Source organism: Planctopirus limnophila DSM 3776 (assembly GCF_000092105.1).
GTDB lineage: Bacteria > Planctomycetota > Planctomycetia > Planctomycetales > Planctomycetaceae > Planctopirus > Planctopirus limnophila.
The window spans coordinates 2,766,640-2,783,286 of the sequence record NC_014148.1; the positions used below are offsets into that span (position 1 = coordinate 2,766,640).

Consider the following 16,647-nt stretch of genomic DNA (forward strand, 5'->3'; position numbering starts at 1 on the left):
AGTCCAACGCCCATCGCCGGGATTTCCAGCCAGAATCATCACCTAGATCATATCCAGTCGGCGATGCGATCTTTGGGGCGGCCTGAGACACTTCGCACAGACCCCCTCGACTTCAAGACGATGCCCGGACATCCGGAAACCATGCGCGTTGGCCACTTTTTCCAGTGTTTCGGAAATCACATCGTTAGCGAACTCGATCATGTCGCCGCATTTGCTGCAAATCAGGTGATCGTGCTGAGGATAACCGTAATCGTGTTCATAGACTTCACGGTCGTTGGCACGGGCAACTCGACGCAGCAAGCCAGCCTCAACGAGCAGACTTAATGTCCTGTAAATCGTCGAACGACTGGCACCATCTTTCCGCCCGCGTTGTGAAAGATTCGCCACCCATTGCTCTGCATCAAAGTGATCATGCGTGGCATAGACCGCTGTGACAACGGCCTCGCGCTCGGGTGTCAGCCGCATCCCTTTGGTCTGCAGAAATTCCCGAAATTTTTCGGTCGGGTCGATGTCTTCATCAAATGCAGCGAGATGCACAACAACCTCCAACGGCTGGCTGGGAAAAAAGCCATCGAAGACATGTCGTCTGTCGCGTGGGGAGATCCTTAATCCTCATTTCGCCAGACATTCAACATCTTCTCAAGAGCGGCTTCTAACTTGGCTTCTGTATCATAGGTACCGTTGGCAATCATTTCACGAATGGCATTCAGACGCTGTTCGCGAATTTCCGGCGTTTGGGTGAGTTGATCGAGCATTCGGCCTGCTGTCGAAATATGCAGTTCATCCTGAGGAGAGGTTGTCACTGCAGGGTAGCGGTTGTCACCTGACGAAACACCCCTTGTGGGTTGGTTCGTCAACATGCGGAAAGAAGGATTCACTCCGCTGACATCCATGCCGACTACTCCAGGTTCGATCCACCGGAACACCGTATCAATGAATTCGTCGTCGTTCGAGATTTCGAGCGATGACACTTCCGAATGATACCGTAAATCGTCGGACAGGTTCAACCTGGCGTTTGAGGAGTGAGACATTACGTGGGCTCCATCGGGACAACAGACACTGATTTTGGCCGTCATCCCGACGAATTCCGAGGAAACCTCTTGATTTCCCACAATGACAGACGAATAGGCACGAAGTTCTGGGAAAGTTCCCAACATCATACAACAAAGAGGGTTGCATGCTTCTCATCGGCGTTGAATCGTCTGACAGACAGAGTTATCGGCAAGCTTCTGGCAAGAATTCATCACCTTCACCTTGTGGCGGGCTCCAACCTTCAGATTGGGTGCTGTCGAGCGCGGTATGACGAATTTGCACTTGGCTGATGCTGAAAGTTCTAAATTCCATCCCCCTCTGGCTTGCATCTGCTGAATTGTCAGTTTCGCTTCACTTCCGATGCGACCTGGAATCAGTCACAATGGAGAAATCGCAGTAATCAGGGATGAACCTCAATTCCATCCCCAAGAGCCCAAGAAATCTACTCTTAATCACAAGTCGTTACTCAAAAAACACTTGCGATCAAAACTGCATACAAATTTCAAATCCGAATTCGTCCCGGGAAACAGCCAGATGGGTGAACAGTACATCTTCACAATGGAAGACTTGAGAAAGTTCCACGACAAAAAGGAAGTTCTCAAGGGAATCTGGCTGTCGTTTTATCCCGGCGCCAAAATTGGCGTGCTCGGCGGGAACGGAGCCGGGAAGAGTACTCTCCTGCGAATCATGGCGGGAGTGGATAAAGACTTTATGGGAACTGCCCGGCTGACAGCAGGGTTTACCTGTGGCTTCGTGCCACAGGAGCCAGTGCTGAATCCCGAGAATACGGTTCTCGATGAACTGAATGAGGCTGTCGCCCCCAAAAGAGCTTTGCTCGCGCGCTATGACTGGATCAATCAGCGATTTGGTGAAGGTCCGGATGCGGACGAAATGGATAAGCTGATTGACGAACAGGGGAAGATTCAGGAACAGATCGACGCCCAGAACTTGTGGGAGCTGGATCGGGCACTGGAGATCGCTGCCGACGCCATGCGTCTGCCTCCGATGGATGCCAAGATTGGGCCGCTTTCGGGTGGGGAACGCCGCCGGGTCGCTCTGTGCAAAGTTCTGCTGCAGCATCCCGATATGCTGCTGCTGGATGAACCAACGAACCACCTCGATGCAGAATCGGTCGCCTGGCTGGAGCGATACCTGCACGATTATCAGGGAACTGTGGTGGCGGTGACTCACGACCGGTACTTTCTCGATAACTCTTGCGAATGGATTCTCGAACTCGACCAGGGACATGGAATTCCCTTCAAAGGGAACTACAGCGGTTGGCTGGAACAGAAGCAGGAGAGGCTTCGAAAAGAAGAACGTCAGGCCTCGGCTCGACAGAAAACACTGGAGCGCGAACTGGAATGGGTGCGCATGTCACCAAAGGCTCGGCAAGCCAAAAGTAAAGCCCGCCTTGCTGCCTATGAAAAACTGCTGGCAGAAGAGCAGGAACAGCGGGATGACGTTATCGAACTCAAGATTCCCCCTGGACCGAGACTGGGGGAACTCGTCGTTAAATTCGATGGTGTCAGCAAGGCTTTTGGCAATAAGCTGCTGTTCGACTCGCTCGAGTTCCGTTTGCCTCCAGCTGGGATCGTCGGTGTGATTGGCCCCAATGGTGCCGGTAAGACGACACTTTTCCGGTTAATCATGCAATTGGAGCAGCCGGATCAAGGAACCGTCACGATCGGCAACACAGTCAAGATTGCGTATGTCGAGCAGAACCGGGAATCACTGAATGGCGAGCAGACGGTGTACGAAAACATTTCCGGGGGTAACGACAATCTGAAGTATGGCGACGTGACGATTAACTCACGGGCCTACTGCGGGAAATTCAACTTTAAGGGGCCGGATCAACAGAAGCAGGTCAAGTTCCTGTCTGGCGGGGAACGTAACCGACTGTTGCTGGCCAAGACGTTGACTGTCGGTGGGAATGTTCTGCTGCTTGACGAACCTACCAACGACCTCGATATCGACACGTTACGAGCTCTCGAAGAAGGTCTCTTGAACTTCTCCGGTTGTGCCGTCGTCATCAGCCACGACCGTTGGTTCCTGGACCGTGTGGCCACGCACATTGTGGCCTTTGAAGGAGATAGCCAGGTCGTCTGGCATGAAGGCAACTACCAGTCGTATGAAACGCTCAGGAAACAGCGATTGGGCGAAGACGCCAACAAGCCTAAGCCGATGCGTTATAAAAAGCTGGCAGGAATGTAACTCGACAAAGTTGTCGCTTCGTGAATTCTTTTTGAGTTATTCAAATTCACCCGCAGATGGAGTTTCACTCCATCGTCGACCGAGTTTGTGGGGCACAGCCAACTGATCACAGACTCGGGCGACAACGAAATCCACTAAATCTCCCAGCGATTGCGGCTGGTGGTAATAGCCTGGCATTGCAGGCAAAATGACGGCACCAGCCTCAGAAAGCCTCTGCATATTGCCCAGAGCAATCGAACTCAGCGGCGTCTCTCGCGGCACGAGGACCAGCTTACGTCGTTCCTTCAAATGAACATCAGCAGCACGGTGAATCAGGTTACTGGACAGACCGTGAGAGATGGACGCGAGAGTTCCCATCGAGCAAGGACAGATCGCCATGCCATCTGTCAGAAAACTTCCACTGGCGATCCCTGCTGAGTAATCACGCACTGGGTAGTAGAACAGCTGGCCAATACTTGCAGGCTGGATGGAGTCATCCAGCAATGGCCGGAACTGATAATGCGACAACGTGGCTTTCTTCCACGTTCCCCATGGTTCGGGGAGTAATGAGCGAGGGTCAAAGTGATCTAAAGAAAGCTCGATACCCATCTCATGGTAAAAAACCTGTTGCGCAGCGGGGCTGATTGTGAGATGTATTTCCACACCTGCTGCAGCCAATGTTTCTAATAGCCGTAAGCCATAAACTGCACCACTGGCACCCGTAATGGCGAGGACAATGCGGCGCATGGCAAAATCTTTCCATCAAGCGAACAAATCGAGGTTTACTCGGCACGATGACCACCGTCGGGCTTTTGGCCAATGTACAACGTGGCAATTCCCAGAGTCAGCGGCCAGAACTTGACATTAATCAGGCCGGCACTGCGCATGTGCTCTGCGAGAGCCTCTCCGTAAGGAAACTCGGCTACCGAACTGGGAAGATAGTCGTATGCCGCCTGACGATTACGAGCCAGCAATTGCCCAATCCGTGGCAGAATGTTGCGGAAATACCAACAATAAACGCTGCGAATGATCGGATTGCCTGGAAGCGAAAACTCGAGAATGGCGACCTGACCTCCGGGTTGGCAGACACGGGTCATCTCTTCCAGACCCAACGCCATTCGAGTGACGTTGCGGAGTCCAAAGGCGACTGAAACTAACTGAAATTGATTCGCCTCAAATGGTAACGCCTGAGTATCAGCTTCAATAAACGTGATGGGTGATGAGTTTGAGCCAGCGGATTGATGAGTGTTCTTTCGCGTCTTTTTGCGGGCGATGGCCAGCATTTCGTGAGTGAAATCTGTCCCGATCACCGGAATCTGCTGTTGGCTATGTTTCCAGAAAGCAATTGCCAGATCACCCGTTCCTGTGCAGACATCAAGAATGGGAGCTTGATTACGGATCTGGCAGCGACGAATGGTGAACCATCTCCAGTAGTAATCCACCCCACCGGAAAGCAGGTGGTTCATCAGATCGTAACGACTGGAAATCTCGCCAAACATCTGGCGAATTCGATTTTCCGATTTATCGACGGTAGCTGCCATGGGGCCTGTCCGAACCTCACTGATGGACACAGAGTTTCTCATTAGCAACTCATTTTGTTTTCCATCAACAAAACGAGAGAAATTTCATCAATCGGAAACTTCTTAATCGTGTATTTCAAATGAACCGCAGCAAACAATCGATTGATAACCGGGATTTCAGATGACGGGACTGAATTCAAAACCAGTCTATTTTCGCCCACCATCTGCCGACTTGCTTACAGGAGTCCAGGCGTTCTCAAGTACTTTGACAATCCGTATTCCTCCCAGCGGGCTTTGACTTTTTCAATCGTCGCACGGGTTAATTGATCACCTGAGTCTGATACGCGCTTCTTACGAGTGGCATCAATCCCGATCTTATGGCCCGAAAAACTCAATGGCATTCCGGGATTTTGCCGGAATAAGAACTCGATGGAACTCGGTGGTTTTGACCAGGGGACACCAGTTCCTCTGGAGTATTCGATATCTTCAGGAAAGCTGGCCTCCCGGACAATTGCCCGCCAGACGGCCAATTGATCGCGAATGTTGACGTCATCGTCCACAATGATCACCAGCTTGGCTTCGCTCAAAATCGGCAGCGACCAGATGGCATGGATTAACTGTCGAGTTCGCCCAACGTCGGAACTTTTCAAACTGGCAACGATCAGTTGATGGCCTTCCTGCAGAGCAGGGAAGTGAAGTTCATTGAGTTCCGGAATGATCGACGACAATCGGCTTCGGGATACCTGCTCCAGAAGTCGATCAGCCAAATGTGATTCTCGGGTCTCCGGCAAGACCATCGGCACGATTGGCAAAGCCTTGTGTGTAATGGCAGTAATCCTGGCCAAAGGAAACTCAGCCACCTCAGATTGCCAACCTGAGCGGCGAGTTTCCAGACGATGTGGCACATTGACAACGCCTGTATCGATGACCCCTTCGAGGATCATCTCAGCTTCACCTGCGACATCTATATCGGAAGTTCGAGCCCTGGCTACTACAAAGCCAGACTCTCGTTGTCGACCGAGAAACTCCCAAAGATCACGCCCCCAGCATGCCGGATGCAGGTTCAACCAGCGGCTATCCATGGCGTAGCAGGCCGTATCCGAGCCCATCACAAAGGCCACAGGCAAGGGCTGCCCAGCAACTCGAGCCTCTTCCAGATGTCTTAGGGAAGCACTCCCCAGAGGCCAGTCACAGATCAATGTTTTGCTATCGAGAATTGACAGATGACATCGATCAACCGATCGATCGCCTCCAGTTCCTCTCGTTACCGAATGTGCATGAAACAGGCTTGGATGAGGGCTCTGGCTCTGTCGGTAAATACCTGGAAGAGTGCCGAGATCAACCTCGCCTCCCAGACGGATCACCTGCTGTGAGGCCACTGTTCGCTGTCTGATGATTGGCTCTGTCGCTGTGCTCCAGAGAAAACCTTTCGTTTCCGAGTTTGTGGCCCGGCTGAATGGAAATAGTTGGCTGATGTCGTTCCAGTAAGGCACACCGAGCATTTGGGCACAGCGCTGTTCAGTTGCCAGGAGATTCACCACGACTGGAAACTGACTGCCACGCACATCGTCAAAGACAACGACCGGTGGAAATTCTGTGAGCTGGTCGATCTGATGAACAATCTCGAAAAGTTCCTCTCGAGGATCGACCGCGACGGTGATGCGAATCAATTCCGCTTCAGCCGCTCTTCCTAAAGAGGCTAGATCAAAACTGTGCGGATTTCGGGATTGAGTTGCCAGCGCCTGAACGAATGCCCCAATCGAACAGACAGTCTTCATCGATGACGACTTTCGGAAGTGCAACGCTCATGTATTCGTTACAAATTGAGTGATATACGCATCCCAGAGAAGAGTCGCGCGTCAAGACTCAGTAAAGCATGCTTGCTCGGAGCTGCAAGCATGGCACATGAAACGCTGCCAAATTCTGGAATCCGCATCAATTGACACGGAAAGGTATGAGCTTGCAGCGAAAGCCCGCAACCGTCAACTCGACCGTTGGCCCGGAGATGTGGGCTTGTTGAGAGGCGGAGGTTTCCCACCCGGAACAGGGAGAGAGAAGGGGAGATTCCTGAAATTCAGTGCTGACCCGAGAAGAAGGGCTTTTCACAAGGAGCAGCATATCCTGAATCTTACGACACGCTCAGTCATTACTTTCCAGCCGCTGGCGAAGTTCATCTCTCTCGCTGCGTGTGACTTCCAGATCGAACATCAGGTATTTGATATCCAATCGAAGCTGGCTGAGTGCCTCCTGGACAAGATTCAGAATTCTTCGGCGTCGTTTCACACTATCCACCACTTGATCGTAAGCCACTTGCAGCTCTTCGTGGCGCCGGGTCGCGTTCAAGACAGCGATCTGCCGCCCCAATTCGGAGAGTTCACGTGGAAGCTCTTCAGTCTCAGGGTTTGGCAATCTCGACGCGTAATCCATGATGACTCTTTTCCGTGCGTGCAGAGAAGGGAATCAATTTGTCCTCTTCAGATTTTGTGCCAACGAGTAAGCCAAACGCAACAGATTGATATAAGTTCATGCAAAAAAACAACTTAGAAATAATCCGCGTGACCACCTGCCAGTTTCTGATGTTGCAAAATTGCCACTTCTTGTCAGTTTCATGGAGCGCAAAGACGTTTACGCAAAAGCATTTAGGAAATAGACTGTGACGGAGAGAACGTTTGAAAAAAGCGACAACGTGGAGTCCGATGAGCCGGAAAGTCGATCAATTCTTTATAAGAAATCTCTGAATTGATCTCATTTTGATCATTGCCGATTAACTAAGTAACCCTGCATGGATGCACCGGGCCCGACATATTCGTTTCCTCAGGACGATTTGCAATTACTCCGCAAATCGTGGTTGTGCCTTGCTGTCCTGATGGGATGGATGGGGGTTTCTCTGTCCGCTTATGCCGACTTTGCCGAAACGTTCGATAGCGAGCAGACGAGTTTCCGCATTCGTGTGGGTGGCACTCGCAGTCGAGTTTTGAATCATTCCCGCGAATCCAAGTCGGCACAGTCTGGTCTCCGAGGAGAAATGTTCCGCGTCGAGATCCTCGAAGATGGGAATGTCATTCAGGCAGAAATGCCAATTTCCAAGGGCCGTGCACTGGAGGGTGTCAGTGCCGAAATTTTTCTGAAGTCCAATCGCCCGGGTGCAGTGCTGGCTCTCAAACTGATCTGTGCTTCGACCACCCATCCTGAAACAGGTCATCCACTGGAACTGATCATCGAAGGAAACACCTATGTTTCCTCTGGCCAATGGCAAAAGCTCTCCTGCACGCTGACTGAAAAGAAGCTCGCGGAGAAAGTTCGCCCACTGCGTGCCAAATACCGGCAACCAATTCCTCTGAGTGAGCTTGTCCTTCATTCCGTCATGCTCGCGATTCCTGCTGACAGAGGCCTCATCGATGTTTCACTTGATGAGTTGAAGGTCAGCCCTATTGTGCCAGTGGAAACTCAACCCCACACGTTAACCACGCCATCAGACATCGAGCAGGCCTCGCACGTTGATTTTCGCCTGGATCGTCTGGTCGTGGATGGCAAACCGATGATGCCGCGTTTTGTGCCGTGGCACAGCGAATCACCATCGGATTTGCGAAAGATGGGACTGAACCTGGTGTGGGCACCAGATTGGTCGGATATCGAATCACTGTCCGAACTCCGAAAAGCGGGACTCTGGGCCACAGCCACGCCGCCCAAACCCAAATCGGCCACAGGTGAAAACCTCCCTGCTGATGAGGCAGGTCTACCACCATTCTTACCAAACACTTCGCCAATCCTGTTCTGGAATCTGGGGACTCGAGTCACCAGCCAGGTTAAAGACGACCTTCTGAACTGGGTGGAACAGGTCCAGACAGCCGATCGCCAGTTCAATCGCCCGCTGTGTGCCGATGTGATTGGCGGGGAAAGGCTTTACTCCCGTTACATCGACATGCTCGGAATGAGTCGCCACGTCGTCCATTCTTCGATGAGCTTTACTGATTATCGCCGCTGGCTCATCGAGCAGAAATTGCGCGGACGCCCTGGAACATTTGCCTGGACCTGGCTGCAAACGGAACCATCACCCAACTGGCGGAAATTCACGGCAAACCCTCTTCAGCCGGAGGGGAGTGGATTATCGACCGTCTCTGCAGAAGTCCCTACGGTCGATATCAGCCGGGGACAGAGCCCGACGAATATTCCTTTTGTGCATTATGTTGAACCTGAGCAGCTCCGATTGCAGGCCTGGATTGCGGCCACCAGTGGCTATCGAGGTCTGGGCTTCTGGTCAACATCCCCCCTCACTGATGATTCTGTACTGAACCGTGAACGACGACTCGCCATGACGATGTTGAATCTCGAGTTGGAATTGCTCGAGCCATGGCTGGCGACCAGTACTCCTTTTGCAGAAACCACATTCACAGTCGAGCGGCGTAACAGTTCCAGCCGGCGGGAAGGTCAATCGACGGCACCTAAGCCCTCCGAGAAAGACTCACAGGAATTGATTGCTGCCGTGCTGCGTACAGAATCTGGAACGCTCGTTGTTCCCATGTGGCTCGAATCCAAATCGCAGTATGTTCCGGCCCAGCTCGCTGCCAACTCGGCAACCATTCTGGTTCCCGAAGGTAATGAAGCTGCCATGGCTTACGAGATCACTCCGACAGGGATTGACAGTCGTAAGCACCGCAGAGTTGCAGGTGGGTTGGAAGTGGTTCTCCCAAAGTTCGATCAGACTGCCGTCATACTCCTGACGTCTGACAGACAGTTGATTGCCCAGCTGGAACAGCGGGCGGCCATCTATCAGGCAGCTTATGCAGAAGCCTGCCTCGAATTGACGCGTTTGAAACTCGAACGTGTTCGGCTGGTTGATCAGGAATTGCAACAGATGGGAGTCGGCCAGGCAGACAGCCCGCAGCTTTTAGGTTCTGCCAGAATTTATTTCGAGCAGGCCGAATACGCTTTTCGAAATCAGGATTATCGCGGGACGCAAAACGCCTGTCAGGCCGCTTTACAGTTAACAAGAATCCTCCAGCGCGCCCATTGGGATGAGGCTGTCCGTAAAGGGAATTCACCATTAAGCAGCCCGTACAGTGTCTGCTTCCAGACGTTACCTTTGCACTGGAAACTGATTTCCCGCATGGGCAGATCTCATCTTTTTCAGGGAGAAAACCTGCTCAAATCGGGAGATTTTGAATCGCCTGACCAGTTGATTTCTGATGGCTGGACACACTGGCAGAACGATGTTCCCGGCTGGATGGCCTTGGCCGAACTTTGTCCCCAGGGGCAGGAGAGTCGCTATGCACTCCGTCTCGCCGCCTTTGAGCAATCGAAAGACGAAAAAACTCCTCCTGCTGATCAAATGCTGGATCACGAGCCACTTCTGACAATCCGCTCACCGGCCATTGAAGTTTCACCCGGTGACATTGTTTACATGAGTGGCAACATTTTGATGACGAAGCCGATTGTCGGCCCTTGGGAAGGATTGACGATCACGGAAAGTCTTTCCGGCAAAGCGGGATACCATCGATTCCAGCCATCGCCCGCATGGCAACGATTTGAAATGGTGCGCCCCTGTACCGATGCTGGCCAATTGCAATGGATTCTGGAACTGGGTGGAAGTGGAGAAGTGCTGATCGACAACCTGCAGGTACGCAAGCTGTCCCCGGCAGAGTCAGCGACTGGACATTCCAAACCCGAAGGAAGTGGGAATTCTCGTTTACGAGGTCTGATTCCTCGCTGGCCTGGACGCAGTAAAACACCAGCGAACATGCCATAAGGCTGGATGTTGCTGCTCGCTGCAACGACAGACTTTCCTGCCCCAGGAAACCTGCTGGAGGTGAAAGTTGAAAAGTCTGCTCGACACTTCAACTTCAGATCAAAAGGCCGTACCATTCGCGTAGATTTTCTTGCAGGTAACGCCGCAATGTTGCGATATGCCTGAGGAACTTTCGCGTTCTGGCAGTGAAAACTGTCGATGATCCCAAGCCTGTCTTCGCTGGCTGTAGTGCCACCTGACACTTTTTCGAAAATGGAAAGCCCGAAATGCCAATTGCCACCCCTGCGCAGTACGCCCAAATGTTAGACGCCGCTCAGAAGGGCGGATATGCCTATCCCGCAGTGAACGTCTCGTCGATCGTCACGATCAACGCAGCACTCAAGGCATTTTCTGACAAGAAGTCTGACGGCATCATTCAGGTTTCCACAGGTGGTGGCCAGTTTGCGTCAGGTCAGAACGTCAAAGACATGGCATTTGGAGCCATTGTTCTGGCAGAAGCGGCACACCGTCTCGCAGAAAAGCACAACGTGCTGGTGGCTCTCCATACGGATCATTGCCAGCCAGCGAAGGTTGAATCCTTCCTGAAGCCCTTGATTGCTGAAACAGCACGACGCCGCAAGGCAGGGCTGAACAATCTTTTCCAGTCTCACATGCTGGATGCTTCGGAGCTGCCACTGGGCGAGAACATGGCTCTCTCCAAAGACCTGCTCAAGCTCTGCGTGGAGAATGAAATCATTCTCGAAGTCGAGGCTGGAGTGGTGGGTGGTGAAGAAGACGGGATTGATAACTCAGACCATCCTGCTGAGAAGCTCTACACCACCCCGGAAGACATGGTGGCTGTCCATGAATCTCTGAGTGGTATTGGTCGCTTCCTGTTTGCTGCCACCTTTGGAAACGTCCACGGCAGTTACAAGCCAGGGGCCGTCAAACTTCGACCAGATATCCTCAAGAATGGCCAGGATGCCGTGATGAAAAAGTATGGCGCATCGGCTGAATTCGATCTGGTGTTCCACGGTGGCTCTGGCACACCACTGGAAGAAATCCGTGAGACATTGGGCTATGGCGTGGTGAAGATGAACATCGACACCGATACTCAGTACGCCTTCACACGTCCTATTGCCGACCATATGTTCAAGAACTATCTCGGTGTGCTCAAAGTCGATGGCGAAATTGGTGACAAGAAGCAGTACGACCCACGTGCTTATCTGAAGGGGGCCGAAGTCGGAATGGCTGCTCGTCTGGGCCAAGCTTGCGACGATCTCCTCAGCACCGGCAAAACCCTCCTCTCCTAACCGCTGTCGGGGTTTGTGGCGGCGTCTGGGGGTCAGTTATTGATCTTCGAATGGATCTTACGCCGCCAGTCGCTGCGTGTTGATTGGGTTTGAGATGATTGAAGCGGGGTGGTTTCTCTGAAGAGAAGCTTCCCCGCTTCTTTTTGTTTGATCAAAGTAAAATGAAGTCGATGCAGGGGCCGGTGACGAGCGGGATGGTGAGATTGTCCAAACCGAGAGGCGACCAGGCTTCCATGGCGGCGATGACCACTCCCATTCCGCAGGCAATGGTGAGGATGGCCGGCAAGCCGAAAGTGACCGACTGTGTAGCTGAGGTCAAACATCCTCTTTGGCCCCAGTTTCTTTGACTCTCATCAGTTAGTAACGAACATGCTTGAAAGTCATAAGTGCATGTCATAGCTGCCTGCATGCTGGCAGCATTACGGAACTCGCTGCAGATGAGGCCATCGGATCCCAGCCACAGTCCCTGACATCAAATGTGACGTTCAAGTGGGTAAAGACCAAGCTCTGTCGCAGTGTTTTGATTTTTGGGCCTTCAGTGTCGTGCCATCCAAGGGTGTATGAAAGGTGGTGGCAGAGCACGCGCATGTCGCAGCCTCTTGTCATAGCACAAAGTACGATGACCCGGCGACAAGTTGGCCGGGTCACCCGTCGTTACTCTTTTTTGGGGGCGGGCTGTGAGGCCAAGTTGTGTGTAATGCAGGTCTCGAAGCCGCAAGCATGGCATACAAAGCACCCAGGACGTCGTCACACTCTGGGCTCTTTATCGAATGTCGTATGCTTGTTCTGGAACAGTCAGGTCAGACTGTTAGAAACCAAGGCCCGGCCCATTCATCGCGGCTGTCTGGATCACTCCATGTTTGACCGTAAAGACTTCTGGATAGTCGCGAGCCCAGATTTTGTTGGCTGCTGGGCAATATTGACGACCATTTCCTTCGACAGCTTTGATGCCGGGTAAGTGAGCCGCCAGACTCGCCGAATGCAGGAACGAAGCTCCCGGGCAGGTTAAATCCTGCACACACAAAAACATCCCAAACTTCTGTGCAGCCGCTGCGAGTAACAAGGATTCAGTCTGCCCCTTGCAAGCCTTGATGGCCACACCGGAATAACCGAGATCACGTGCAGCGACCAGAGCATCATAATCCACCAGTGATTCATCGATCACGACTGGCTTGAGTTTGGCCACCTCATGCATGGAAATCGCATGAGCTGCGAGATCGCGATGAGTCGGCTGCTCGATGTACTCGATCCGTTCATAAATGGCAGGGTGATCCGTCTTCAGAAAGTTGAGCAGAGAAAGCACAACATCAGCGGATTCGCACTGCTCGTTGAAATCGAGAGAGTAATGCCACTGTGTCTGTTGCGCAGTCGTCGTGGCCACCTGATCGACACCTAAAATTCGTGCTCGATCCCACCCCGGATCATTCCCTCTGAGCTTGATTTTCAGATGAGTTAATTGATCCCGAACAATCCATTCACCCAGATATTCCGGCAGGCCATCTCCGATTTTCTGTGCCACATCACCAGCTGTCAGTGGATCGACTGCTCCCACGAGATGATAAAGTGCCAACGTTTCGGCAGGTATCCGCAAGGTGTACCTATCGAGATACTCACCCGCAAACGATTTATCGAGATACTCCGAAAGATCGAAGGTCATGTACTTTTTGGTGAGGACATCGTAACTGCTCATCTGATGCATGCGACCAAAGGCATCATGGAGAGCCGCATCCAACGCACTGGCGGCTACCAGTTGAGCCAATGCGGGAAGGGCTTCTGGCATTTTATTCCGCACGGCTAAAGTTTTTGCCAGGTGGGGATATTCGCCAGCCAGATGATAAACCAGATCGATGGGGTGTCCTGCCTCCGTACAGATCTGAGCGAGATTGACGATTTCCTCAACGAAGAGCTTCATCGCTGCTTCGGTCTGATCGGGCGTGCAAACCGTCGATGGCCACGACCAAAGGTTTCCCAGGGGCATGCTTCCATACCCTTGTCCTTTGTGCTTCCCATCACGGGATTCGACGACCACATCGACATTCACCAGAACTGCAGTTTTCTGGACTCGATCACCGAATTTGAGAGGCGTTCGAAACGCAATCGGCTCAAAGGCGCAAGTTACGTCTTTTATCTGGAGGTCTGTCGCCTTCGCCATGCTCCCGTCTTTTCCCAACAAAGTTTTGTAAAACGTGGTAAAACGCTCTGCTGTCGCCACAGGAGTTTAATCCACTTCCGGCAATCAGGGCAAGAACACACCTTCCCATGCCTGTTCCAGAAAGTCAAAATCTAAGCTGTAATAATCAGTTTCCCAATGACTGACTTCCCTGCGTGACTGGATGAATTTTCTACCGAAAGTGCTGCTGAGCATGACTTCGATTTTCCTCGACAGACAATGCACAAGGCCGCTTTCCGTGCAAGTCTTCCGAAAAACCGGGTGCCTGCTGGCCCTGGTGGTGATGTTCAGTGGGTTATCCCTCGCTGCTCAAGAGCCAGAAATACAGCGTCCGGAATACTTCAACATCAAAGATTTGAACTTTGCCTTTGAGAAGCAATTACCACGAACAATGATTCTCACCGGACAATCTCTGCGAGACACACTCCTGAAGATTGTGGAGAACGAAAAATGGTCCTGCTGGATTGATCCGGAAATTGACGGGACTCGTCAGGTGGAACTTCAGGCCATTCAGATCACCACCTCGGAAGCGTTACAACAACTTGCACAAAAAACGGATCTGGGAATTCTCCGCATCGACACGATTGTTTATGTCAGCTCGCCAGAAAACACGCCAGTCGTGGCGACGACAGCAGCACTACGTAAGCTGGAACTTCGTGCCAAACTGATCCACTGGCCTGCTCATCGCCAGCAAGCCTGGAAATCACGTCACAGCCTCACCTGGGACAATCTGACAGCGATGTCAGAACTGATCGAAAAAGCCGAACAATTATGGGATGTGCGAATTGAAGGAGAAATTCCTCACGATCTTTTGCCCGCTGGTCAACTGACTAATGTGCTTCTGGCAGACGTTCTCTCGCTCATCGCTGCCAATTCCAACCAGACCTTTGACGTTTCCTCTTCGGGCGAGTCGTGCAGATTTCGTCCCCTGCAACCAGATGATCTAACAATCCGCGTTCAATTTCCTGATGTCCCACAGGAAAGGTTGCTGAAACTTGCTGCAGAATTGCCGCAACTCAAGATCGTGGATCAAAAACCCTTAGTAATCGTTACGGGAACTGAACCAGACTTGAGGCAGCTGTACTGGCTCACACGCAATAAAACAGAGAGTTCAACCACTGCCTCTCAACCGGCAAATTCGTCGCCGTCTCAGGGATTAACCACTGCCGTCGAGCCTGGGATTTCCCAGGGAAAAAAATCTTCCAAGAAAAAGCCTCCAGAGAATCCTGCTGGTCTTAATCCTGCTAAACTCAAAATCACACTCAAACCGACACAGACAACTCGACTGGCAGTCCTCGAACAACTCTCACAAAGTGGAATGGTCATCGAGTACAGCGAGAAAGATTTCATCGCTCAAGGACTACCACTGGATCAGAAGATCGATGTCGTGGCCGAGAACACTCCTTTGGATGAGTTCGTCAAAGGCCTGTTCCCCATGGGTAAGATACGGCTTCAGGTCGAGGCGGGAAAACTCGTTCTGTCGCCCGTCATCCCATAGCCCTGAAGTGAAATACCCTCAGATCTGAGGATCATCTTTAATCCTGTTGATTTTCCAACCTCCCATTTTGTCAGAGATTGCGTTGTCTGTTAGGATCATGAGCTTCTGCCCGGCCTCTACCCTCATTTCGAAACAGAAACAACTTTCACCATGTCCACGACCAGTTCGCCGACCGTTGTTGTCCATGCCGGTAAGTCGTTCTGGAAAAGCTGGGCTTTCCGTGGCATGGCGATCATTCTGGGGTTTTCCGTACTCCTCAACATGGGCCTGTATGCCACCTTTCGCGACTATTTTGCCCGCAGTCCGGAAGTCAGCGAGCGATTCCTTTCGGGAAACTCTTCCACAACGCAGCGGATTGCGGTATTGCGAGTCAGTGGCACGATCATGCCACCACTCACCGAACGCATCATTCGACAGATTGAAGTCGCTGCCGAAGATGAACGCGTGAAAGGGGTGCTCCTGACGATTGACAGCCCAGGTGGGTTTGTTGCTGACAGCCACCAGATTTACCACGCCCTCGAAAAACTCCGCGCGAAGAAGCCGATCAGTATTCAAATGAAGCGACTGGCAGCATCCGGCGGATACTACATCGCGATGGGTGCTGGCACCAAAGGGCAGATCTTTGCTGAACCAACGACCTGGACGGGTTCGATTGGTGTCATCATTCCCCGGTATGATATGAGCGAACTGGTGGAGAAGATTGGTGTCAGTTCGGATCCGCTGAAGACCGGGGAATTCAAAGACGCACTCAGTCCGTTTCATCCGCTGACAGAAGCTGAGCGAAAAGTCTGGGAAGAAATTCTCAATCAGTCTTTTGAACAATTCATCGAGCTGATTGACACCAACCGCGATACTCTCGACCGGGAACAGGCTCGAAAACTCGCCACCGGTCAGATTTATACGGCACGCGACGCGCGAGCCAACGGGATGATTGATGAAATTGGATTCGAAGAAGATGCCCTGGCGGCCCTGCAGAAATCGTTAAAGCTGGATCAAGTCCGCGTCGTCGAATATCGCTCACAGCCGCAGCTTGTCGATCTATTACTCGGAAGCAGAACCGAGAATGTCACAGCCGCTCAATGGCAAGCTCTGGTCGACGCCACAACACCGAGAGCCATGTTCCTTTTCAGTTGGCTGCCAGGTTTGCCTCAATCTCCAGCTCTTTAAGTATTTGTCTCAATTTTCCAGCTCATCCTCGA

The 16,647-nt window shown here is 52.0% G+C and carries 13 protein-coding genes; 5 read left to right on the forward strand and 8 right to left on the reverse strand.

The genetic code is table 11. The features are described from left to right. Positions 1-42: 42 nt before the first annotated feature. Positions 43-537 (reverse strand): Fur family transcriptional regulator, encoded by a 495-nt coding sequence (locus PLIM_RS11060; RefSeq protein ID WP_013110403.1) that lies wholly within the window; start codon positions 535-537, stop codon positions 43-45. A gap of 68 nt (positions 538-605) precedes the next feature. Then, the gene (locus tag PLIM_RS24745; protein ID WP_230849296.1) at positions 606-1,031 is read right to left on the reverse strand and encodes a flagellar biosynthesis anti-sigma factor FlgM; all 426 of its coding nucleotides are present in this window, start codon (positions 1,029-1,031) and stop codon (positions 606-608) included. A 535-nt stretch (positions 1,032-1,566) separates the two neighbouring features. Between PLIM_RS24745 and ettA the strand changes: the two genes are divergently transcribed. Further along, positions 1,567-3,243 carry an energy-dependent translational throttle protein EttA gene (ettA, locus tag PLIM_RS11070; protein ID WP_013110405.1) on the forward strand — a complete coding sequence of 559 codons (1,677 nt, stop codon included), beginning with the start codon at positions 1,567-1,569 and terminating at the stop codon, positions 3,241-3,243. A gap of 36 nt (positions 3,244-3,279) precedes the next feature. On the opposite strand, the gene PLIM_RS11075 is transcribed toward ettA, so the two are convergent. The 4 genes from PLIM_RS11075 to PLIM_RS11090 form a co-directional block, all read right to left on the reverse strand. Beyond that, a complete protein-coding gene (locus tag PLIM_RS11075) occupies positions 3,280-3,969 on the reverse strand; it encodes a UbiX family flavin prenyltransferase (RefSeq protein WP_013110406.1) in 690 nt (229 codons plus the stop codon). A 35-nt stretch (positions 3,970-4,004) separates the two neighbouring features. After that, the gene (gene ubiE / locus PLIM_RS11080) at positions 4,005-4,763 is read right to left on the reverse strand and encodes a bifunctional demethylmenaquinone methyltransferase/2-methoxy-6-polyprenyl-1,4-benzoquinol methylase UbiE (RefSeq protein ID WP_148227311.1); all 759 of its coding nucleotides are present in this window, start codon (positions 4,761-4,763) and stop codon (positions 4,005-4,007) included. 215 nt (positions 4,764-4,978) lie between these two features. Beyond that, the gene (locus PLIM_RS11085) at positions 4,979-6,520 is read right to left on the reverse strand and encodes a UbiD family decarboxylase (RefSeq protein ID WP_013110408.1); all 1,542 of its coding nucleotides are present in this window, start codon (positions 6,518-6,520) and stop codon (positions 4,979-4,981) included. A 361-nt stretch (positions 6,521-6,881) separates the two neighbouring features. After that, on the reverse strand, positions 6,882-7,169 hold the full coding sequence (locus tag PLIM_RS11090; protein ID WP_013110409.1) for a hypothetical protein: 288 nt from the start codon (positions 7,167-7,169) through the stop codon (positions 6,882-6,884). Between the two features lie 355 nt (positions 7,170-7,524). Here PLIM_RS11090 and PLIM_RS11095 point away from each other — a divergent pair, with 355 nt between their 5' ends. Beyond that, entirely contained in the window at positions 7,525-10,488 is a 2,964-nt protein-coding gene (locus PLIM_RS11095) for a hypothetical protein (RefSeq protein ID WP_013110410.1), read from the forward strand. Positions 10,489-10,754: 266 nt separating this feature from the next. After that, positions 10,755-11,780 (forward strand): class II fructose-bisphosphate aldolase, encoded by a 1,026-nt coding sequence (fbaA, locus tag PLIM_RS11100; protein WP_013110411.1) that lies wholly within the window; start codon positions 10,755-10,757, stop codon positions 11,778-11,780. Between the two features lie 151 nt (positions 11,781-11,931). On the opposite strand, the gene PLIM_RS24405 is transcribed toward fbaA, so the two are convergent. Together PLIM_RS24405 and PLIM_RS11110 are read right to left on the reverse strand one after the other, a co-directional pair. Beyond that, complete coding sequence (locus PLIM_RS24405; RefSeq protein WP_155523246.1) at positions 11,932-12,099, reverse strand: hypothetical protein; 168 nt, start codon at positions 12,097-12,099, stop codon at positions 11,932-11,934. A gap of 489 nt (positions 12,100-12,588) precedes the next feature. Then, positions 12,589-13,932: an enolase C-terminal domain-like protein gene (locus PLIM_RS11110; protein ID WP_041401608.1), complete on the reverse strand. Its 1,344-nt coding sequence runs from the start codon at positions 13,930-13,932 to the stop codon at positions 12,589-12,591. Positions 13,933-14,143: 211 nt separating this feature from the next. Between PLIM_RS11110 and PLIM_RS11115 the strand changes: the two genes are divergently transcribed. Next, a complete protein-coding gene (locus PLIM_RS11115) occupies positions 14,144-15,448 on the forward strand; it encodes a hypothetical protein (RefSeq protein WP_041401609.1) in 1,305 nt (434 codons plus the stop codon). A gap of 150 nt (positions 15,449-15,598) precedes the next feature. Continuing rightward, the gene (sppA, locus tag PLIM_RS11120) at positions 15,599-16,615 is read left to right on the forward strand and encodes a signal peptide peptidase SppA (RefSeq protein ID WP_013110416.1); all 1,017 of its coding nucleotides are present in this window, start codon (positions 15,599-15,601) and stop codon (positions 16,613-16,615) included. Positions 16,616-16,647 lie beyond the last annotated feature (32 nt).

Bases quoted from the DNA above. Each gene is read 5' to 3' on its own strand.
- PLIM_RS24745 (WP_230849296.1), bottom strand. From the start codon at position 1,031: ATGTCTCACTCCTCAAACGCCAGGTTGAACCTGTCCGACGATTTACGG.
- ettA (WP_013110405.1), top strand. From the start codon at position 1,567: ATGGGTGAACAGTACATCTTCACAATGGAAGACTTGAGAAAGTTCCAC.
- PLIM_RS11075 (WP_013110406.1), bottom strand. From the start codon at position 3,969: ATGCGCCGCATTGTCCTCGCCATTACGGGTGCCAGTGGTGCAGTTTAT.
- ubiE (WP_148227311.1), bottom strand. From the start codon at position 4,763: ATGGCAGCTACCGTCGATAAATCGGAAAATCGAATTCGCCAGATGTTT.
- PLIM_RS11085 (WP_013110408.1), bottom strand. From the start codon at position 6,520: ATGAAGACTGTCTGTTCGATTGGGGCATTCGTTCAGGCGCTGGCAACT.
- PLIM_RS11090 (WP_013110409.1), bottom strand. From the start codon at position 7,169: ATGGATTACGCGTCGAGATTGCCAAACCCTGAGACTGAAGAGCTTCCA.
- PLIM_RS11095 (WP_013110410.1), top strand. From the start codon at position 7,525: ATGGATGCACCGGGCCCGACATATTCGTTTCCTCAGGACGATTTGCAA.
- fbaA (WP_013110411.1), top strand. From the start codon at position 10,755: ATGCCAATTGCCACCCCTGCGCAGTACGCCCAAATGTTAGACGCCGCT.
- PLIM_RS11110 (WP_041401608.1), bottom strand. From the start codon at position 13,932: ATGGCGAAGGCGACAGACCTCCAGATAAAAGACGTAACTTGCGCCTTT.
- PLIM_RS11115 (WP_041401609.1), top strand. From the start codon at position 14,144: ATGACTTCGATTTTCCTCGACAGACAATGCACAAGGCCGCTTTCCGTG.
- sppA (WP_013110416.1), top strand. From the start codon at position 15,599: ATGTCCACGACCAGTTCGCCGACCGTTGTTGTCCATGCCGGTAAGTCG.